This is a genomic window from Pseudomonas sp. HMSC067G02, assembly GCF_001813485.1.
GTDB lineage: Bacteria > Pseudomonadota > Gammaproteobacteria > Pseudomonadales > Pseudomonadaceae > Pseudomonas > Pseudomonas aeruginosa.
The window spans coordinates 1-19,676 of record NZ_KV812730.1 but is presented as its reverse complement, the minus strand read 5'-3'; the positions used below and the strand labels follow the sequence as shown (position 1 = coordinate 19,676).

Annotated in this window: 20 protein-coding genes; 7 read left to right on the top strand and 13 right to left on the bottom strand. The window is 68.4% G+C overall.

The features are described 5' to 3' along the window. Window positions 1–184: 184 nt before the first annotated feature. From HMPREF2914_RS30835 to HMPREF2914_RS30820, 4 genes are all read right to left on the bottom strand, one after another. On the bottom strand, window positions 185–1,105 hold the full coding sequence (locus tag HMPREF2914_RS30835; protein WP_003089649.1) for a SphA family protein: 921 nt from the start codon (window positions 1,103–1,105) through the stop codon (window positions 185–187). Window positions 1,106–1,138: 33 nt separating this feature from the next. Next, window positions 1,139–2,557 carry an OprD family porin gene (locus HMPREF2914_RS30830; protein WP_023091739.1) on the bottom strand — a complete coding sequence of 473 codons (1,419 nt, stop codon included), beginning with the start codon at window positions 2,555–2,557 and terminating at the stop codon, window positions 1,139–1,141. An 81-nt stretch (window positions 2,558–2,638) separates the two neighbouring features. Continuing rightward, a complete protein-coding gene (locus tag HMPREF2914_RS30825) occupies window positions 2,639–3,319 on the bottom strand; it encodes a hydrolase (protein WP_003111283.1) in 681 nt (226 codons plus the stop codon). Window positions 3,320–3,416: 97 nt separating this feature from the next. Continuing rightward, on the bottom strand, window positions 3,417–4,277 hold the full coding sequence (locus tag HMPREF2914_RS30820; RefSeq protein WP_003089646.1) for a pirin family protein: 861 nt from the start codon (window positions 4,275–4,277) through the stop codon (window positions 3,417–3,419). 100 nt (window positions 4,278–4,377) lie between these two features. Here HMPREF2914_RS30820 and HMPREF2914_RS30815 point away from each other — a divergent pair, with 100 nt between their 5' ends. Next, a complete protein-coding gene (locus HMPREF2914_RS30815; protein WP_023091740.1) occupies window positions 4,378–5,316 on the top strand; it encodes a LysR substrate-binding domain-containing protein in 939 nt (312 codons plus the stop codon). 3 nt (window positions 5,317–5,319) lie between these two features. Here the strand turns inward: HMPREF2914_RS30815 and treA are convergent, their stop codons facing one another. Continuing rightward, window positions 5,320–6,957, bottom strand: coding sequence for an alpha,alpha-trehalase TreA (treA, locus tag HMPREF2914_RS30810; RefSeq protein ID WP_003089644.1), 1,638 nt, complete (start codon window positions 6,955–6,957; stop codon window positions 5,320–5,322). A 358-nt stretch (window positions 6,958–7,315) separates the two neighbouring features. Between treA and HMPREF2914_RS30805 the strand changes: the two genes are divergently transcribed. The 5 genes from HMPREF2914_RS30805 (at window position 7,316) to HMPREF2914_RS30785 (ending at window position 11,702) form a co-directional block, all read left to right on the top strand. Further along, complete coding sequence (locus HMPREF2914_RS30805) at window positions 7,316–7,741, top strand: DUF2231 domain-containing protein (RefSeq protein WP_003113060.1); 426 nt, start codon at window positions 7,316–7,318, stop codon at window positions 7,739–7,741. Then, window positions 7,734–9,053: a PQQ-dependent sugar dehydrogenase gene (locus HMPREF2914_RS30800; protein ID WP_023091741.1), complete on the top strand. Its 1,320-nt coding sequence runs from the start codon at window positions 7,734–7,736 to the stop codon at window positions 9,051–9,053. Before HMPREF2914_RS30805 ends, HMPREF2914_RS30800 begins: the two co-directional genes overlap by 8 nt. 178 nt (window positions 9,054–9,231) lie before the next feature. Next, window positions 9,232–10,641, top strand: a complete 1,410-nt coding sequence (locus tag HMPREF2914_RS30795; protein ID WP_003089638.1) for an aspartate aminotransferase family protein — start codon at window positions 9,232–9,234, stop codon at window positions 10,639–10,641. A gap of 77 nt (window positions 10,642–10,718) precedes the next feature. Then, window positions 10,719–10,937 (top strand): MbtH family protein, encoded by a 219-nt coding sequence (locus tag HMPREF2914_RS30790; protein WP_003089636.1) that lies wholly within the window; start codon window positions 10,719–10,721, stop codon window positions 10,935–10,937. Further along, entirely contained in the window at window positions 10,938–11,702 is a 765-nt protein-coding gene (locus tag HMPREF2914_RS30785) for a thioesterase II family protein (RefSeq protein ID WP_003089632.1), read from the top strand. A gap of 99 nt (window positions 11,703–11,801) precedes the next feature. On the opposite strand, the gene HMPREF2914_RS30780 is transcribed toward HMPREF2914_RS30785, so the two are convergent. The 8 genes from HMPREF2914_RS30780 to HMPREF2914_RS30745 are packed head-to-tail and all read right to left on the bottom strand — an operon-like array spanning window position 11,802 to window position 17,986. Continuing rightward, the gene (locus HMPREF2914_RS30780) at window positions 11,802–12,719 is read right to left on the bottom strand and encodes a metal ABC transporter solute-binding protein, Zn/Mn family (protein ID WP_003120118.1); all 918 of its coding nucleotides are present in this window, start codon (window positions 12,717–12,719) and stop codon (window positions 11,802–11,804) included. Further along, entirely contained in the window at window positions 12,716–13,621 is a 906-nt protein-coding gene (locus HMPREF2914_RS30775; protein ID WP_023091742.1) for a metal ABC transporter permease, read from the bottom strand. The genes HMPREF2914_RS30780 and HMPREF2914_RS30775 overlap by 4 nt, the downstream gene beginning before the upstream one ends. Then, entirely contained in the window at window positions 13,618–14,373 is a 756-nt protein-coding gene (locus tag HMPREF2914_RS30770) for a metal ABC transporter ATP-binding protein (protein WP_003111291.1), read from the bottom strand. The genes HMPREF2914_RS30775 and HMPREF2914_RS30770 overlap by 4 nt, the downstream gene beginning before the upstream one ends. Continuing rightward, the gene (locus tag HMPREF2914_RS30765; RefSeq protein ID WP_003111293.1) at window positions 14,370–15,323 is read right to left on the bottom strand and encodes a metal ABC transporter substrate-binding protein; all 954 of its coding nucleotides are present in this window, start codon (window positions 15,321–15,323) and stop codon (window positions 14,370–14,372) included. The genes HMPREF2914_RS30770 and HMPREF2914_RS30765 overlap by 4 nt, the downstream gene beginning before the upstream one ends. A gap of 32 nt (window positions 15,324–15,355) precedes the next feature. After that, complete coding sequence (locus tag HMPREF2914_RS30760) at window positions 15,356–15,916, bottom strand: DUF6162 family protein (RefSeq protein ID WP_003089625.1); 561 nt, start codon at window positions 15,914–15,916, stop codon at window positions 15,356–15,358. Beyond that, window positions 15,913–16,242 carry a hypothetical protein gene (locus HMPREF2914_RS30755; protein WP_003089624.1) on the bottom strand — a complete coding sequence of 110 codons (330 nt, stop codon included), beginning with the start codon at window positions 16,240–16,242 and terminating at the stop codon, window positions 15,913–15,915. Before HMPREF2914_RS30755 ends, HMPREF2914_RS30760 begins: the two co-directional genes overlap by 4 nt. Next, on the bottom strand, window positions 16,239–16,778 hold the full coding sequence (locus HMPREF2914_RS30750; RefSeq protein ID WP_003111932.1) for a hypothetical protein: 540 nt from the start codon (window positions 16,776–16,778) through the stop codon (window positions 16,239–16,241). Before HMPREF2914_RS30750 ends, HMPREF2914_RS30755 begins: the two co-directional genes overlap by 4 nt. Next, a complete protein-coding gene (locus HMPREF2914_RS30745; protein ID WP_003106912.1) occupies window positions 16,775–17,986 on the bottom strand; it encodes a PepSY-associated TM helix domain-containing protein in 1,212 nt (403 codons plus the stop codon). The genes HMPREF2914_RS30750 and HMPREF2914_RS30745 overlap by 4 nt, the downstream gene beginning before the upstream one ends. A gap of 318 nt (window positions 17,987–18,304) precedes the next feature. Between HMPREF2914_RS30745 and HMPREF2914_RS30740 the strand changes: the two genes are divergently transcribed. Then, on the top strand, window positions 18,305–19,676 hold a 1,372-nt coding region (locus HMPREF2914_RS30740), incomplete at its 3' end, for a condensation domain-containing protein (RefSeq protein WP_070702880.1).

Sequence of the window (19,676 nt, the reverse complement as noted above, 5' to 3'; positions counted from 1 at the left end):
AACCGCGAGCGGTTATTCGCCCTACGGAGTTGGGACGCTGTCCGGCGTTTCCGGGGTGCGTAGGGCAAATAACGCCATGGGCGTTATCCGCCGATGTCGCGGATAAGCGGCGGATAACCGCGAGCGGTTATTCGCCCTACGGAGTTGGGGAGGTGTCGGCGTTTCCAGGGCGTTATCCGCCGATTCAGAACGCCAGCAGGTAGCGCAGGGTCAGTTGGTTGCCTTCGCTGCGGTTGCGCGCGCCGCTTTCGGCGTAGAGGTTGGCGAACAGCGTTTGCCTGCCCTGGCTGTACATCACCCCCGGGCCTATGCCGAAGACCTGCTCGCGCGAGTCGGCCTGCCGGTGGTCGTCGATGCGGTCGGCGCTGATCTGTTTCAACTGGTAGCCGGCCAGGCCGATCCGCCAGTGCGGGTCCAGCGCGTAGGAGATCGAGAAGTTCGCGTGCAGCGCCTGGCCCGGCTGTACGTCGTTTGCGCCCAGGCGCGGCGAGGGGTCGTCGTTGCGGCTGATCCAGGCGTAGTGCAGGCGGCCGCTGAGTTCCAGGCGCTCGCCCAGTTCCCAGGTGAAGGCGTAGTGCGGGTTGAAGATCCAGGTGTTGCTGCCGGTGTTGATCGCGGCGTCCTTGTCGTAGTCGCCGGTGGGCAGGGAGAAGACGAAGTTCAGGCGCTGCCAGTAGGGGCGGCCGAACAGTGTAGCGGGGCCCCATTGCAGCATCAGCGGACTGACGATCAGGTCGCCCTGGCGGGTGCGCCGGCCGTCCGGGCCGCCGTCGATATCGAGGTCCAGGCGTACCAGCGGCAGCAGCACTTCGGCGCCGTAGTGGGCGCCGAGCAGGGTGTTCTGGCTGAGGTAGGCGAAGTGCGGCAACAGCGTGGTGCCACGAACCCGTTGCCGACCGGGAACCGAATGCCCGCCGGCGTCGCTGGCGTTGTTCGCCCGAACGTATTGCAGGGGCAGTTCGAAGAGCATGCCGGGACGGCTGACGCCGTCCATGAAGCTGGCGTTGCCGAGCGCCAGCGGCGGCAGCGCGACGGCGTCGGCGCGGGCCTCCAGGCAGAGTGCGGCGGAGAGGGCGCCGAAGGTGGGTAGCAGGGCTGCACGCATGAGGGAGTTTCTCTTTTTTCTGGTTCCGTGGGTTCAGAGCAACCTGATCGGGTAGTCGACCACCACCCGGTATTCGTCGGAGCTGGAGTTGCCGCGGGTGTTGCCGGGGGCGGTGTAGCCTTCGCCGGGGCGGTGGGTGGCCCAGCGCAGGGTCACGCTGAGGCCCTTGGCCGGGCCGGCGGGGAAGGCGTAGCGCAGCGACAGGTCGCGTTCCCAGTGCTGGGCGTTCTTGCCATTGGGGTTGTAGAGGTAGCCGTAGCCCGCGCTGTCCGGGTCGACCCGGGTCAGGTCGGCCTGGCCACGGCCGTAGGCGGCGCCGAACTGCCAGTCCGGGGCGGCGAGGAAGGCCAGGCTGGCCTGGTACTGGATCTTCCACGAGCGCTCGCCGGGGCCGTTGAAGTCGGCGTACTGCATGGCGTTGCTTTCGTAGAGGAAGGTCCGGTCGTTCTGCGCGATGAAGTCGAACGGGGTGTCGCCATCGACCTTTTGCAGGCTGAGGCTCAGCGACTGGCCGCCGCCGGCCAGGGTCAGGCCGACGTTGTAGAGGTCGTTGTCGATCCGGCCGAGCTGGCTGCGGCCCTGGTCGCGGGTCTTGTAGTAATGCAGCCAGGGCGTCAGGGTCAATTGGCTGGAAAGCCGCCACGGCTGGCTGAGGCCGAGGTAGTGCTGGTTCCAGATGTCCTCCAGGCGGCCGCTGTAGAGCGTCGCCTGGCTGCCGCCGGGGGCGCTGTAGCTGGCGCCCAGCCAGGCGATGTGCGGGCTTTCGCGATCGGCGGCGATACCGCCCTTGGTGCCGTTGCCGTAGCCGCTGGTGAGATGACTGTGGCCGCTCTGGTTGCGTAGGCGGGTGGCTTCGACGAAGCCGGCGTCCAGTTCGAACGCGCGGAAATGGTAGTTCTTCAGGGTCACGCCACGGTAGCTCTGCGGCACCATGCGACTGACGCCGCTGGCGATCACCGGGTTCTCCAGCAACTGGTCGCCGATCTTCAGCAGGCTGTCCAGGCCGCGCAGCTTGAGGGCCGCGCCGGCGGCGGAGAAGCTGTCGGCGGGGCGACCGGCGGAGTCCAGCGGCAACACGCCGGCGCCGCCGCTGCCGCCACCGCCGTCCAGGCGCAGGCCGTAGAAGGCGTGCGCATCCAGGCCGATGCCTATCGGCGTGTCGGTATAGCCGGAGCGGAACGACAGCATCAGGCCCTGGGCCCATTCGCGCTGGTCGCGGCGGGACGGGGTGTCGTGGTTGTCGCGGGCGAAATAGTAGTTGCGGAGGAAACCGTTCAGCGTCGAGCCTTCGACGAAGCCCGGCGGCACCTTCATTTCGGCTTTCTGCCGCTGGTTCAGGCCGGTGCTGATGTTGTCGCGATGGCCCAGGGAGTCGTCGGCGAGGGTCGAGCCCGGACCTATGGCAAGGGCAAGGCAGAGCGTAGCCCCGCGCTTCGTGGAGGAATCAGGCATGGGTCCGGTCCGTAGTCGTTGCTGTCCACCAGGCTCCCGCTCGGCAAAAGAAGGGGCGTGCAGCCCCTTCCTTCCCATGGATCACTTGCGCTGCGAATCCAGTTGCTCGTGGTTGTTGACCACGGCCTGGGCCTTGGCGTAGCTCTCGATCAGCAGTTGGTAGTGCGGGAAGACCGCGCTGTAGGCCTCGGCGAACTGCACGGCGTCGTCGCGGTTCCAGGTGCGCTGGATTTCCGAGCAGACCGCGGCGGTGTCCATCGGCACCACGCCGGCCTGGACCACCCGTGCCAGGGTGATTTCCTGGGCCATCTTGGAGTAGGTGCCGGAGGCGTCGATCACCGCGAACACCTGATAGCCGTCGTGTACCGCGGCGATGCTGGGGAAGGCCATGCACACGCTGGTGATGGTGCCGGCGATGATCAGTTGCTTCTTGCCGGTGGCCTTCACCGCGGCGACGAATTCCGGGTTGTCCCAGGCATTGATCTCACCCTTGCGTGCGACGTACTGGGCGTGCGGCGCGGCCTCGTGGATCTCCGGGATCAGCGGGCCGTTGGGGCCCTGCGGTACCGAGGCGGTGGTGATCACCGGGATCTTCGCCAGGGTGGCGACCTTGGCCAGGGTGGTGGCGTTGGCGCGCAGTTCGGTCATCGGCATGTCCTTGACCGTCTGGAACAGGCCGCTCTGGTGGTCGATCAGCAACATGGCGGCGTTGGCCGGATCGATCTTCGGGGTCTGGCCGTTGAAGTTGGCGGGAGCGCTCATTTCCATTTCCTCTTGCAGGGTGGTCGTCCGTGAATTTCGGGCAAAGCCCGGCCGGGCCCGCGCTTCCTGCGCGGGCCATGTCGTAGGGGGGCGGACTTCAGTGGGCGCGGATGAAGCGCCCGTTCTCGAAGTCCTCGATGGCCTGGTCGATTTCCTCGCGGCTGCTCATCACGAAGGGGCCATAGCCAATGATCGGCTCGTCCAGCGGCTCGCCGCTGAGCACCAGCAACTGCACGTCGTTGTTGGCTTCCAGTTCCAGCCGCGGGTCGTCGCGGTCGAGCAGGGCGACCTGGGCTTCGCGAACGATCTCGTCGCCGACCGCGAGGGTGCCGCGCAGGACCACCACGGCGCAGGTATGTCCCTTGGGCAGGTCGAGGGCGAGGTGCTTGCCGGCCTTCAGCTGCACGTCCCAGACCGCCAGCGGCGAGTGGGTCAGCGCCGGCCCCTGGTGGCGGCCGTAGCGTCCGGCGATCACCCGCAGTTCGCCGGCCCTGTCGGGCAGGCCGACGCGGGGAATGTCGGCATCCAGCAGGGTCTGGTAGCGCGGCGGGTTCATCTTGTCGCTGGAGGGCAGGTTGACCCATAGCTGGACCATTTCCAGCGTTCCACCTGTGCTACGGAAGCGTTCCGAGTGGTACTCCTCGTGGAGGATCCCGGAGGCCGCCGTCATCCACTGCACATCCCCCGGCCCGATGCGTCCGCCGGCGCCGGTGGAGTCGTGGTGCTCGACCTCGCCCTGGTAGACGATGGTCACCGTCTCGAAGCCGCGATGAGGATGCTGGCCTACGCCGCGGCGCTGCTGTGCGGGGGGGAAATCAGCAGGCCCGGCGTAGTCCAGCAAGAGGAACGGGCTGATATGCTGGCCCAGTGTGTTGTAGGAAAAGAGCGAACGAACGGGGAATCCGTCGCCCACCCAGTGGCGGTTGGCGTTGCCGTAGATTCCCAGGACCTTTTTCACGTCGGTGCTCCTCGATTGAGTCGATGGAGCGATACGCTAGTTCCCGGGAGTGGGAACCGGTAGTCCGCAAATCAAGTCTCAGAGTCTCGCAGGTGGAACGATGAGTGGTGAGCTGGTGTTCGATCTGAACGCGCTTTTCATCTATGCCAAGGTGGTCGAGCACGGTGGCTTCGCCCCCGCCGGGCGGGTGCTGGGGATTCCCAAGTCGACCATCAGCCGCAAGGTCGCGCAGCTCGAGGCGCGCCTGGGCGTACGCCTGGTGCAGCGCTCGACGCGGCAATTCCAGGTGACCGAGATCGGCCAGGCCTACTACCGTCATTGCGTGGCGATGACGGTGGAAGCGGAGGCTGCCGAGGACGTCATCGAACAGAACCGCTCGGAGCCGTGCGGAATGGTCCGCCTGACCTGCTCGACGCCGCTGCTGCACTTCGAACTGGCGCCGATGCTGGCGCGCTTCATGGCGCAGTATCCGAACGTCGAGCTGTACGTGAAGACCTTCAATCGCCGGGTCGACGTGATCGCCGAAGGCTACGACATCTCGCTGTCGCTGCGTTTCCCGCCGCTGGAGGACAGCGACCTGGTGATGAAGGTGCTGGTACGCAGTCCGCAGGTGCTGGTGGCCAGCCCGGAGCTGCTGGCCCGCTACCGCCCGCCGGAGCTGCCGGCCGACCTGTCGGCGATGCCCTACGTCGGCTGGGAGCGTTCGCGCCTGGACGGCAGCCTGCGGCTGGTCGGCGCGGATGGCAGCAGCGCGGCCCTCAACCTGCGCCCGCAACTGCTCAGCGACGACCTCGGCACCTTGCGCCAGGCGGTGCTGGAGGGCGTCGGGATCGGCGGCCTGCCGCTCTGCGTGGTCAGTCGCGACCTGGCCGAGCGCCGGCTGGTGCGGGTGCTGCCGGAGTGGACGCCGGTGGAAGGCATGGTGGTGGCAATGTTCCCTTCGCGGCGCGGGCTGTTGCCTTCGGTCCGCGCGCTGATCGACTTTCTCGCCGCAGGCTTCGCCGACGCCGCGCAGCGCCAGTACCCGGCGCCGGGCTGAGGCTCAGCGACCGGCGCCCGGGCCGTAGAGTCGGAGCAGTTGCAGGGTCACGCCGTTGGACCAGCCGAAGCCGTCCTGCAGCGGGTACTCGCCACCGCCGCCGCCGCCCTGGTTGCCGCTGATGTCGTATTTCTCCACCAGTTTTCCTTCGCGGTCGTAGACCTGCTGCACCTGGGCGAGGAATCGCCGGCCGATGTCTTCCGCCAGGGCGTCCCGGCCGTAGGCGCGCAGGCCCTGTACGGCGACCCACTGCAAGGGTGCCCAGCCGTTCGGCTCGTCCCATTGCTGGCCGCTGGCACGGGTGGTGGTGGCCAGTCCGCCCGGGCGCAGCAGTTGGGCGGCGACGCTGTCGGCGGTACGACCGGCGCGTTCGGCGGAGGCCAGCCCGGTGAATAGCGGGAAGAGGCTGGCGGCGTTGATCCGCTCGATGGGCCGCCGGCGTTGCCAGTCGTAGTCGGCGTAGTAGCCCGCCGGGTGCCAGAGGTGATCTTCGATGGCCTGTCGTCGCTTCTCCGCGCGGGCGCCGTAGCCTTGCTCGCAGGCCTTCAGCGCGCTGCTGGCGCAGGCCTTGGCGATGGTTCGTTCGAGATGGTAGAGCAGGGCGTTGAGGTCCACCGGGACGATGGCGGTGGTGCGGATGCTGGCCAGCTCGCGGTCGTCGTCCAGCCAGCGGGAGGAGAAGTCCCAGCCGCTTTCCGCGCCGGCCCGCAGGTCGCGATAGACCTCGCCCGCGGGGCGCTGCGGGGCGCGCGCGGCGGTCGCCCGGTCCTCCAGGAAGGACTCCTGGCGCGGTGTGTCACGGTTGTCCCAGTAGCGGTTCAGCAGGCTTCCGTCGGCCAGTTTCACCACGTGCAGGCGCGCCTCGTTGGGGCGCAGCCCGGCGGAGCCTTCCATCCAGTAGGCGTATTCCTTCTGTAGCTGCGGCAGGTAGCGCCGGTAGGCGGCGTCGCCTTCGCGTCTTGCCTGGAGGTCCACCATGTAGGCGAAGAACGGCGGCTGCGAACGGCTCAGGTAGTAGCTGCGGTTACCGTTGGGAATGTGCCCGTAGGTATCGATCAGGTAGGCGAAGTTGTCGAGCATGTCGCGCACCCGCTGGTGCTGCCCGCTCTCCGCAAGGCCGAGCATGGTGAAGTAGGAGTCCCAGTAGTACACCTCGCGGAAGCGTCCGCCGGGGACCACGTAGGGTTTCGGCAGCGGCAGCAGGCTGCTGTGGGCCGGCACCTGCTCGTAGTGGCGGGTCAACGCCGGCCACAGGTCGCTGATGTGGCTGGCGAGATCGGCGCCCGCTTCCGGCGGGGCGGTCTCGACGCTGCCGGACTCCTCGAAGTTGCGGCCGACGAAGGCGCGCAGGTCGAAGCCGGGCCGCTCCCTCTCGCGCAGGTAGTCGGCGCGGATCCGTGCAGGCTCGCGCAGCGGGAGCGCATCGACGAAGTGCTTCTGGTCGCTGAACAGCCGGCTTTCCTGCACCGCCTGGAACAGCTCGGGATAGGCTTCGTCGGGGGCGATCGCGCGTTCGCCGCTGGCGTCCTGCCAACCCCAGGACGCGGGCGGGGTAGGCGCCGGGCCCTGGCTGCAGGCCGCCAGCAGGAGCAGGACCCAGGCTGCGAGCATGGCGCGGGGCAGAGCGGTTCGATCAGGCATCGGCTGTCTCCTCTTCGGCAAACGCCGGGCGCGGATCGGTCGCCGGCGGGGTGTGCCTGGGGCGGCGCGGCAACCCGGCGGGAGGGCCGGGAAGGGCGCTACCCCTGTTTCGGTGAGTCGCGGCGCACGAAGTTCCATCGGAAGGATCGCCAGCGTACCTATCGCTTCCGACAGGTCCTTGCAGATGAACTCCAGCGCTTCGCGCAGGTCCGTCGCAGAAGGGGCGCGAGCCCCCCAGTCGCCGTTTCGCCGTGCCGTTCCCCGCTGCCCGCGCCTTGCGCAGGGCCTCGGCGGTTCGAATCTCCTGCCCGTCCCTTCACGTCGGGAAGCCTGCGTTTCCCGAGAGGAGTGTTTCGCAATGGCCACCGCACTACGCTTCAGACCGCTGGACGCCTTCTACAACGTCCTCAACCCGGTTCCCTTCGGTTTCTTCGTCGCCGCCCTGGTCTTCGACGCCACCTATTTCGCCACGGCGGAGGTGATGTGGGGCAAGAGCGCGGCCTGGCTGATCAGTCTCGGCCTGCTGTTCGCCATCCTGCCCTGCATCGTCGACCTGTGCCGCGTATGGCTGCTGCGGCGCGCGGCGGTCGTCGCGGCGGCCAGGGTTTCCTCCTTGCTGAAGTTCGCCGGCATCGTCCTGGCCATCTTCAATGCCTTCGTGCACAGCCGCGACGCCTATGCGGTGATGCCGGCCGGGCTATGGCTGTCGATCGCGACGGTGCTGCTGCTGGCGCTGGGAGAGGCGCTCCTGGCGGTATCCGCGGAGGAGGTGGCGCATGGCTAGCCTCCACTCGCTGCGCCCCGTCGCGCTTGCCCTCGGCCTGGTCCTGGCCGGCTGCAACCAGGGGTCGCAGAACGATCCGCAGCAGCAGACCGGCGCCAATCCGGCGCTTCCGGAACCGAAGCACTTCCTCCTGCCGCCGATGAAGGTACCGGAAGGCGTGGGCTGGTCGGGAGAGGCCAAGCCGACGGTGGCCCAGGGCCTGAAGATCGAGAAGATCGCCGATGGCCTGCAACACCCTCGCCAGTTGCTGGTCTTGCCCAACGGCGATGTGCTGGTGGTGGAGGCCAACTCGCCCGGCACCGCGCCGGTGACCACGCCGAAGCAACTCATCGCGGGGATGGTCAAGGGGAAGTCCGGCAAGGCCGGCAAGGGCGGCAACCGCATCACCCTGCTGCGCCGCGCCGGCGCCGGAGGCCAGTGGCAGAAGTACGTGTTCCTGGAAGGGCTGGACTCGCCGTTCGGCGTGCAGCGGGTGGGGGATTACCTGTATGTCGCCAATACCGGGAATATCATGCGCTACCGCTACGTGCCGGGTGAAACCCGGGTCGCCGACCCGGGGATGGAGTTCACCGACCTGCCGGACACCATCAACCACCACTGGACCAAGGCGCTGCTCGCCAGTCCCGACGGGCGCAAGCTCTACGTGGGCGTCGGTTCGAACAGCAACATCACCGAGAACGGCGCGGCGATCGAATACCGTCGCGCGGCGATTCTCGAAGTGGACGTCGCCAGCCGCGGCAGCCGCATCTACGCCTCCGGCCTGCGCAACCCGACCGGCCTGCAGTGGGAACCGGTCTCCGGCAAGCTGTGGACCATCGTCAACGAGCGCGACGAGATCGGCAACGACCTGGTCCCGGACTACCTGACCTCGGTACGGGAGGGCGGCTTCTACGGCTGGCCCTACAGCTACTTCGGCCAGCACCTGGATTCGCGGGTGAAGCCGCAGCGTCCCGACCTGGTGGCGAAGGCCATCGTCCCCGACTACGCGCTGGGTTCCCACGTGGCCGCGCTGGGCCTGTTCTTCTACACCGGCAACGAGTTGCCCGAGCGCTATCGCAACGGCGCCTTCGTCAGCGAGCACGGCAGTTGGAACCGCTCGCCGGTCAGCGGCTTCCAGGTGGTCCATGTGCCGTTCGCCGACGGCAAGCCCGCCGGTGCGCCGCAGCCGGTGGTGACCGGGTTCGTCTCCGCGGACGAGAAGCAGTTGTTCGGCGCGCCGGTGGGGTTGGCGCAGGCGGCCGACGGCGCGTTGCTGATCGCCGACGACGTCGGCAACGCGATCTGGCGGGTGAGCGCCGCGGGCGCCGACTAGCGGCCCGCTCGACGGTGTCCGGGCCGGAGCTGGCGGTCCGGGCACGGTGCTGCGGTCCGGCGCAGTAAATCCGTGCGTCCCTCCTGCGTCTCCTGTGCATCCGATCCGCGAATGCCGCCCCTGGCGGCCGGATCGCCGGTTGCCAGTGGAACACCACCACGCCTTGAGGGTTGAAGACATGCACGTCGCCACCAGCGTCATCGAAGACCAGCCGCTCCGCGCCACCCCGGCGGAGGGCGAAACGCTCTACGAGTTCTCCCAGTCGCCCTTGCTGGAACGGCAAAGCCGCCAGGAGTCCAACGCGCGCAGCTATCCGCGGCGGATTCCGCTGGCGCTGAAGAAGGCCAGGGGGCTGCTGGTGGAGGACGTCGAGGGGCGTACCTTCATCGATTGCCTGGCCGGCGCCGGCACCCTGGCGCTGGGGCACAACCATCCAGTGGTGATCGAGGCGATCCGCCAGGTTCTGGCCGACGAGCTGCCGCTGCACACCCTCGACCTGACCACCCCGGTGAAGGACCAGTTCGTCCAGGACCTGTTCGGCCTGCTGCCGCCGGCGCTGGCCGCCGAGGCGAAGATCCAGTTCTGCGGCCCGACCGGCACCGACGCGGTGGAAGCCGCGCTGAAACTGGTACGCACCGCCACCGGGCGCAGCACCATCCTGTCGTTCCAGGGCGGCTACCACGGCATGAGCCAGGGCGCGCTGGGGCTGATGGGCAATCTCGGACCGAAGAAGCCGCTGGGCGCGGTGCTCAGCACGGGCGTGCAGTTCCTGCCGTATCCCTACGATTACCGTTGCCCGTTCGGTCTCGGCGGCGAGGCGGGGGTCAAGGCGAACCTGCACTACCTGGAGAACCTGCTGAACGATCCGGAAGGCGGCGTGCAGTTGCCGGCGGCGGTGATCGTCGAGGTGGTCCAGGGCGAGGGCGGCGTGGTCCCGGCCGATCTCGACTGGCTGCGCGGCTTGCGGCGGATCACCGAGCAGGCCGGGGTGGCGCTGATCGTCGACGAGATCCAGAGCGGCTTCGCCCGTACCGGCAGGATGTTCGCCTTCGAGCACGCCGGCATCGTCCCCGACGTGGTGGTGCTGTCCAAGGCCATCGGCGGCAGCCTGCCGCTGGCGGTGGTGGTCTACCGCGAATGGCTGGACAAATGGCAGCCCGGCGCCCACGCCGGCACCTTCCGCGGCAACCAGATGGCCATGGCCGCCGGCTCGGCGGTGATGCGCTACCTGAAGGAACACGACCTGGCGGCCCACGCGGCGGCCATGGGCGAGCGCCTGGCCGAGCACCTGCGCATCCTCCAGCGCGACTATCCGCAACTGGGCGATATCCGCGGTCGGGGGCTGATGCTCGGGGTCGAGATCGTCGACCCGCAGGGCGAGGCGGATGCCCTCGGTCATCCGCCGACCGACGGCGCCCTGGCCTCGCGGGTCCAGCGCGAGTGCCTGAGGCGCGGCCTGATCCTCGAACTGGGCGGCCGCCACGGCAGCGTGGTGCGCTTCCTGCCGCCGCTGATCATCGGCGCCGAACAGATCGACGAGGTGGCCCGGCGTTTCGCCCGCGCCCTCGGCGCGGCGCTGGCCGGCTAATTTTCCCGCCGGGCTTTTCGTTATCCAACGCAAGGGCCGTGCTGCGCGCGGCCGTTCGATCCCATCAGGAGCAAGCAATGACTTCAGTGTTCGACCGTGACGACATCCAGTTCCAGGTAGTGGTCAACCATGAGGAGCAGTATTCCATCTGGCCGGAATACAAGGAGATTCCCCAGGGCTGGCGGGCGGCCGGCAAGAGCGGCCTGAAGAAGGACTGCCTGGCCTACATCGAGGAAGTCTGGACCGACATGCGCCCGCTGAGCCTGCGCCAGCACATGGACAAGGCGGCCGGCTGAGTGGGCGGTACGCCCGTACGGCTGTTCTGCCTGCCGTATTCCGGCGCCAGCGCCATGACCTACAGCCGCTGGCGGCGCAAGCTGCCGGCCTGGCTGGCGGTGCGTCCGGTGGAGTTGCCGGGGCGCGGGGCGCGGATGGCCGAGCCGTTGCAGACCGACCTGGCGAGCCTGGCGCAGCAACTGGCGCGCGAGCTGCACGACGAGGTCCGCCAGGGCCCCTACGCGATGCTCGGGCACAGCCTCGGCGCCTTGCTCGCCTGCGAGGTGCTGTATGCCTTGCGCGAACTGGGTTGCCCGACGCCGCTGGGGTTCTTCGCCTGCGGCACCGCGGCGCCGTCGCGACGCGCCGAGTATGACCGCGGTTTCGCCGAACCGAAGAGCGACGCCGAGCTGATCGCCGACCTGCGCGACCTGCAAGGTACGCCGGAAGAGGTGCTGGGCAACCGCGAGCTGATGAGCCTGACCCTGCCGATCCTGCGCGCCGATTTCCTGCTCTGCGGCAGCTATCGTCACCAGCGGCGCCCGCCGCTGGCCTGTCCGATCCGAACGCTTGGCGGCAGGGAGGACAAGGCCAGCGAGGAACAGTTGCTGGCCTGGGCCGAGGAAACCCGCAGCGGTTTCGGACTGGAGCTGTTCGACGGCGGGCACTTCTTCATCCATCAGCGCGAGGCCGAGGTGCTGGCGGTCGTCGAGCGCCAGGTCGAGGCCTGGCGCGCGGGGCAGGGCGCCGCGGCGTTGGTGGTGGAGTCGGCGGCGATCTGCTGATGCCCGCGAGGGCGCCATAGGCCCTGCGGCGGGTCCGATGTCGACGAAAAAAAGGCCGGGGAGCAGCGCTCCCCGGCCTTTTTCGTTACGAGGCGCGGCTCAGCCTTTACCGGCCAGCAGCCCTTCGACTATCGCTTTCATGTCGCTTTCCAGGCCGGCCACCGGGTCCGCCGCCTCGGTGTCCACCACTACCAGGCGTGCGCCGCTGGCGGCGATGGCATCGGCGAGGGGCTTGGGTGGCTGGCGATGGTGCAGGACAAGGGCGATGTCCTCGCTCTTCAGCTCCTCGGCGAAAGCCTGGATATTGGTCTCGGTCCAGCCGTCGTCGGCCTGGATCTCCACGTCCAGCGGGTCCAGGTTGAGCCCGGCGAGCAGGTAGCCGAGGCGTTCGGAGAGGCTGATCACGCTGAGGTTGTCGGCCTTCGCCAGGCGAGTCTCGTTGCTGGCGGTCGCTTCCAGCAATTGCTTCTTCAGCGTCGCCAGGTTGGCCTGGATGGTCGCTGCGGCGCCGGGCGCCAGGCGTTCCAGGTCGCTGGCGAGGACATCGGCCATGCGCCCCAGGTTGGTCGGGTTGAGCCAGGGGTAGGCATGCAGGTCGCTGCCGGGGCGCAGGGCGATGCCGGGCAGGGCGCCGTCCACCGGACGCGCGGCGTCGATCTCGACGATACGGATATTGCTACGGCGGGCCAGCGGGTAGAGCGGGTCGTCGCTCCAGATCGAGCGCAGGTCGATCACCGCGTCGGCCTGCCCGGCGGCCTTGGCCAGGCCGCCGGCGCCGCGCCCGGCGAAGAACGAGGCCTGGCGGCTGGCCGGCAGGTTGGCCGGGGCGACCCGTTGCAGCTTGACCTCGGTGTCCCGCAGCAGGCGTTCGGCGAGGGCGTGGGTGACCGGCAGGCTGGCCAGTACCGTGACTGGCGCGGACTGGGCCGCGGCCGGCGTCGCGGCGAGGGCCGGGAGCGGGCCGGCGAGTCCGGCGCAAGCCAGGGCCAGGGCGAGGCAATGGGGTTTCAGGTTCATCCGGGGGTTCCTTTCAGGTGCGGCAGGCAGCCGCGAGCGATGGCGGCGAGGCCGAAGGCCAGGCCGGCGACCAGGATGATCGCGGCGCCGGAGGGAATCGGCAGGTCGAACATGATCGGCAACAGGATACCGGCCAGCGTGCTGACGGTGGCGATCAGCACCGCCAGCCAGAAGAACCCTTTCAGCGACTGGCTGACCAGGCGCGCCGCCGCCGCCGGGATCACCAGCAGGGCTCCGACCAGGATCGCGCCGATCACTTTCACCGCGGCGACGGTGACCAGGGTCACCAGGGCCACGAACAGGTAGTCCAGGCTCTTCACCGCGACCCCGCGCACCGCCGCCAGTTGCGGGTTGAAGCTGGCCAGCATGATGCGGTTGTACAGCGGCAGGGCCAGGCACGGCACCAGCACGGCGACCGCCGCCAGCACCGCGAGGTCATGGCCGTTCACGGTCAGCACCGAGCCGAACAGCACGTTCTCGAGGATATGCACGTTGATCTTGCCCGCCAGCACCAGCAGCAGGCTGGCGCCGAGCGCCAGGGACACCGAGAGGAACACCCCGATCAGGGTGTCCGGGGCCAGGCCGGTGCGGTTGCGCAGGTAGTTGAGCAGGACGCCGAACAGCAGGCAGTAGCCGAACAGGCTGCCGTAGGGCCCGGTGTAGGGCTCGCCGAGGAGGATGCCGATGGCCACGCCGGTGAGCGCGGCGTGGCCGACCGCCTCGGAGAAGAAGGCGAAGCGCTTGACCACCACCAGGGTGCCGAGGCCGCCGAGCACCGGGCCGATCAGCAGGCCGGCGAGGAGCGCGTTGACGACGAAGCCGTAGGCCAGGGTCTCCGGCAGGTAGCCGGTGGCGGCCCAGGCCTGGACGGCCTGGCGCAGTTGTTCGTAGGCGTCGTTCATCGGCTGGCCTCCGCGTTCTTCCGGGGCTGGGTGGAGAACAGCGTGAGCAGGCGTTCCGGGGTCAGGCTGCTGGCCGCCGGACCGTCGAACAGCAGGTGGCGGTTGAGACCGCTGACCCGGTCGGCGAGGCGGCCGACGGCCTCCAGGTCGTGCTCGATCCAGAGCACGGTGACGCCGGCCTGGCGCCAGTCCAGCAGCAGCCGCTCGAAGACCTGGATGCCGCCCTCGTCGAGGGCCGACATCGGTTCGTCCAGCACCAGCAGTTGCGGCGGCGGTACCAGGCCCTGGGCCAGCAGCACGCGCTGGCGCTCGCCGCCGGAGAGGGCGCCCATGCGCCGACCGCGCTTGGCCAGCATGCCGACCCGTTCCAGGGCCGCGTCGATCGCCGGGCGCCGGCTGCGCGACAGGCCGAGGAAGGCCGGACGGCGCTGGCACATGGCGGCCATGAAATCGTCGACGGTGAGCGGCAGGCCGCGGTCGAACTCCAGCGCCTGCGGCACGTAGCCGATGCAGCCGGGCGCGCCGGACCACTCCAGGCGCAGCTCGCCGCGATGCGGCATCTGCCCGAGCAGGGTCTTGACCAGCGAACTCTTGCCGCCGCCGTTCGGCCCGACCAGCGCGTGCACGCTGCCGGCCTCGACGCGCAGGCGCACGCCATCGAGGATGCGGCTGCCGCCGAGGCTCAGGTCGATCCCGGCGAACTCGATGGCCGGCCCGCAAGGCGTGGCGCAAAGCCGTTCGGCCACGGTCATGCGCCGGACTCCTGGATGGCGCGGACCACGGTGTCGAGGTTGCGCGCCATTTCTTCCTCGTACTTGCCGGCGCTGTAGTCGCCATAGGAAATATGCGACAGCGAATAGAGCTTCACCCCGGACTCGCGCTGGATGGTCTCGACGTAGGTGGAGGGGAAGTCGATCTCGGAGAAGATCACCTTCACGTCCAGCGCCTTGAGCTGGTCGATGGTCTTCTTCAACTGGCTCGGACTCGGCTCGATGCCGTGGGCCGGCTCGACCACGGCGGTGACTTCCAGGCCGAATTCGCGCAGCAGGTAGTCGTAGGCGCCGTGGATGGTGGCGACGCGGAAGTCGGCGGCCGGGGCCTTGTTCAGCCGCGCCAGGGCGTCGGCGCGCAGGGCCCGCAGGCGCTTGGCGTAGGCCCGGGCGTTGCGGGTGTAGGCCTTGGCGTTGGCCGGGTCGAGCTTGCCCAGTTCGCGGGCGATGGTGTTGACCTGGGTGATCGAGGCGCTGATGGACAGGAAGGTGTGCGGGTTGACCACCTTGCCGGCGCCGCGCGCGGCCATGCCGGTGGCGGCCAGCAGCGGCACCTTGGCGTTCGCCTCGATCACCGGGATGCCGGGCTTTTCGCTGGAGGCGATCATGCGCTCGGCGAAATCGTCGTGGCCGACGCCGTTGAGCACCACCACGTCGAGCGTGCCGATGCGCTTGATGTCCTCGGCGCGCGGCTCGTAGGCATGCGGGTTGAAACCGGCGGGGATCAGCGGCACCACCTCGGCCTTGTCGCCGACGATGTTGCTCACGTAGCTGTAGTAGGGATGCAGGGTGATGCCGATGCGCAGGCGCTTGCCGTCTTCGGCCTGGGCCGGCGGGGCGAGCAGGGCCAGCAGCAGGGCGGCCAGCAGGGCGCGGCCCGGGAGGAGGGCGGCGAGGCCGCGCGGACGGGATGAGCGACGGGAGAACAGCATGGAAAAACGCCTTCTGTGGAGTCGATGTGCGATCAATGGCGGTGCTGACGGGTCACGCCGGCGTCGAAGCGGCTGACCACCTGGCGCCAGCCGGCGTCGGCCAGGGCGCGGGCGTCGCCCGGTACGGCGCCGGCAGCGGCCGCGGCGGGCTTCAGCCAGACTTCGGCGGGGCCGAGCAGCAGGAGGAACGAGCCGGCCACCTCGGGCTTGCCGCTGACGCCCAGGTAGCTCGGACGCCCGGCGGTTTCGCCGTGGCTCCAGCGGTGCTCGCCGCGGCTGCTCGCGGCGACGTCGGCGACGAAGGGCGGGAAGCCCTCGGCGGCCAGTTCGTCGACGGAGGGCGCGGCTTCGCCGTCGTCCAGGCGCGCCTGGATGTCTTCGGCGGCGACCTGCAGGTCGGCATAGATGCCCTGTTCGGCGGCATTCAGGTCGAGCCGGGCGTCCACCTGGTGGGCGTCCAGGGCTTGCGCTTCATGGGACTGCTGGCGCAGCCCGACCACCGTGGCGGCGAGGGCCAGGATCAGCACGCTGCCGAGCAGTACGTAGAGGGTCTCGTGGCCGGCGCCGGCCGGGCGGACGGTTTCGACGCTCATGGCGCGGCGATGTCGGCGTGGTCGATTTCCACCACGTGGCCGGGGCCGGCGTCGAACAGCACGTAGAACTCGCCGTCGGGACGCTTGAAGGTCAGGGTCGAGTCGGCGCCGAGCTTGCCGGGAACCAGGATCTGCTCGTCGTAGCCGATCACGTCGAGGGTTACGCCGGGGGCGCCGCTGCCGTCGGAGAAGCCGCCCTTGCAGCGGATCTCGCCGGCCTGCACTTCCTCGCATTCGCAGATCGGGTTGTGCGCCAGGGCCGCGCCGCTCAGGCCGAGCAACAGGGCGGCCAGGGGCAGGCGCCAGGGGCGGGTGTGGATGCTCATTGCTTACCTCGTTTGTTCAGCCAGGCCACGGTGGCGGGGGATGCCTCGGCCAGGGGAATGGAAGCCTGGTGCATGGAGCCGTCCCAACCTTCCATGGTGATCCACAGCTCGGCATCGGGCCGGGTGCGCGGCGGGATCGGCACGCTGGTGCCCATGCGGTAGGGGCTGCCGAAGAAGATCACCCCGGCGGCACGCAGGCTGCGCGGCTTGCCGATGCGCAGGTAGGTCGCCTTGACCTGGGGAATGCAGGCCTGGCAGAGGGCGGCATTGAAGTCCTTCATGAAGCCGGCGGGGCCTTCGTCGTGCGGCGGTTCGATACGCCATTCGGCGAGCTTGAGACTCCAGGGGCCTACCTGGACTTCGCCGATCTCGCGTTCACCCAGTCCGCTGCTGCCAGAGAACAACGCCATGTCGGCGAAATAACGCGGCATGAAACCGAGCGGGATCAGGATCAGCAGAACGTTCAGGTGGAAACGCCAGCGCAGCCAGAACTGGCGCAGCGGCGAAACGGGCTGGGCAACGGCGGCCTTGCTCATGGCTGTCCCTCCGCGGTCTGGTTGGCCATTACCGGCGCCGGCTTGGCCGGTTTCGGCTGGCGCGCCGGGCGCTTGCCGCGCTTGACCAGCGCGGCGGTGGCCTGTGCGGTGCGCTTGCTCCAGATCAGCAGGCCGCTGAGCACCATCATGCTCAGCAGCAGGCCGAAGACGAACCAGATCAGCTTGACCCAGATACCGCCGAAATCGCCGGTGTGCAGGGGACGCATGGATTCGGTGACGAACTGCAGGGGGGTACGGTCGCTGAGCAGGCGGGTGGTTTCGATCTTGCCGGTATAAGGGTTCAGCGCGGCCGACTGGAACATGAGCGGATACCAGCCGCGTCCGGCCACGAACATCGGGCTGTAGGCGTTGCCGGGCAGGAACACCGCGCTGGCCTCCAGGCTGGGGATACGCCCGGTGACGAGCCGCACCGCCTCGTCCAGCTCGATGTATGGAACCTTCTGACCGGGTGCGGCGCGGGGCACGTCGGCGCGTGCGATGACCGGAGGGATGCCGTCGTTGGTCAGGGTGACGTGGTTGTCGGCAAGGATGGCCTGGATCAGGAACCAGGTGCCGGTGATGGAAATCAGGGCGATGAACCAGATCGACCAGATGCCGCTCAGGCGATGGAAGTCGCCCCAGAAGATCCGGGCGCCCTGGTTGATGCGTAATCTGGGTTTGAGAAAGCCCTTCCAGAATCGTTTATAGACCACCAGCCCGGTGATGAGCGATGCCAGCATGGGGAGGCCGAGCAGCGAGACCATGTACCAGCCCCAGCTGTAGCCGTTGTTGAACGGAACCAGCCACCATCCGTGCAGGGCACGGGTGAACTGACGAAAGTCGAAGGAGGGGCTTTCGCCCTGGATGGCGCCGGTGTAGGGGTTGATGTACAGGGTCGCCTCGCTGCCGCCGGGATAGCTGACCTCGGCAGTAAGGGCGAAATGCTCTTCGTCGGGGCGCTGGATGGATTCGACCAGGAGGTCCGGTTGGGCTTCGTTGATCGCCTTCAGGACCTGGCTGAAGCTGAGCGGCTCGGCATCTTCGTAGGGCTTGCTGGCCCGGACGTCAGGGTTGGCCAGCCAGACGATCTCCTGGCTGACCACCGCCAGGGTGCCGGTGACGCAGACGATCAGGACGAAGAACCAGATGGGCAGGGCCAGCCAGCTGTGGACGAGGAACCAGAGTCTGGAGCGGGACTTTTTCGACATGAGGCTAACGGTAGGTTAGGGGTCGTGGGCACCGACCATGGGTTGCGGGGACTGGATGCGCCCCGTTCATCCATATAGGACGAATGAGGCCGGTAGAACCTGAAGGGGAAGATGAAAGCAAATGTTTCGCAGTTGCTTTCAGCCTGGTGCCGGCGGCTTGTCCGAGGGCTTCCGTAAACGCCTGATGGCTATGCAAAAAAACCGATCGGCCAAGGTGCGACCGGAAGTCGCTGTCCGGTTAATTTTCACGATGTGTCGTCCGTTTCACATGAATGACCGAGCCCCGCGCTCGTTGCCCATGTGCACGGAAGAAGACCGATGAACGCAGAAGATTCCCTCAAGCTCGCCCGCCGCTTTATCGAACTACCCGTTGAGAAGCGTCGGGTCTTCCTCGAAACCCTGCGAGGGGAGGGAATCGATTTCTCGCTGTTCCCGATTCCGGCCGGCGTGTCTTCGGCCGAGCGCGACCGCCTGTCCTACGCCCAGCAGCGCATGTGGTTCCTCTGGCACCTGGAGCCACAGAGTGGCGCCTACAACCTGCCCAGCGCGGTGCGCCTGAACGGGCCGCTGGACCGCCAGGCGCTGGAGCGCGCCTTCGCCAGCCTGGTGCAGCGTCACGAAACCCTGCGCACGGTGTTCCCGCGCGGCGCCGACGACAGCCTGGCGCAGGCGCCCCTGCAACGCCCGCTGGAGGTTGCCTTCGAGGATTGCAGCGGCCTGCCCGAGGCCGAGCAGGAAGCCCGCCTGCGCGAGGAGGCGCAGCGCGAGTCGTTGCAGCCGTTCGACCTGTGCGAGGGGCCGTTGCTGCGGGTCCGCCTGATCCGCCTGGGCGAGGAGCGGCATGTGCTGCTGTTGACCCTGCATCACATCGTGTCCGACGGCTGGTCGATGAACGTGCTGATCGAAGAATTCAGTCGTTTCTACAGTGCCTATGCGACTGGCGCGGAGCCCGGCCTGCCGGCCTTGCCGATCCAGTACGCCGATTACGCCCTGTGGCAGCGCAGCTGGCTGGAGGCCGGCGAGCAGGAGCGCCAGCTGGAGTACTGGCGCGGCAAGCTCGGCGAGCGGCATCCGGTCCTGGAGTTGCCGACCGACCACCCGCGTCCGGTGGTTCCCAGCTACCGTGGCAGCCGTTACGAGTTCAGCATCGAGCCGGCCCTGGCCGAGGCCCTGCGCGGCACCGCCCGACGCCAGGGGCTGACCCTGTTCATGCTGTTGCTCGGCGGCTTCAATATCCTCCTGCAACGCTATAGCGGGCAGACCGACCTACGGGTCGGCGTCCCCATCGCCAACCGCAACCGCGCCGAGGTGGAAGGGCTGATCGGCCTGTTCGTCAACACCCAGGTGCTGCGCTCGGTATTCGACGGCCGCACGTCGGTGGCGACCCTGCTGGCCGGGCTCAAGGACACCGTGCTTGGCGCCCAGGCCCATCAGGATCTGCCGTTCGAGCGCCTGGTCGAGGCGTTCAAGGTCGAGCGCAGCCTGAGCCACAGCCCGCTGTTCCAGGTGATGTACAACCACCAGCCGTTGGTGGCCGACATCGAGGCGCTGGACAGCGTGGCCGGCCTGAGCTTCGGCCAGCTCGACTGGAAGAGCCGTACCACCCAGTTCGACCTGAGCCTGGATACCTACGAGAAGGGCGGCCGCCTGTACGCCGCGCTGACCTACGCGACCGACCTGTTCGAGGCGC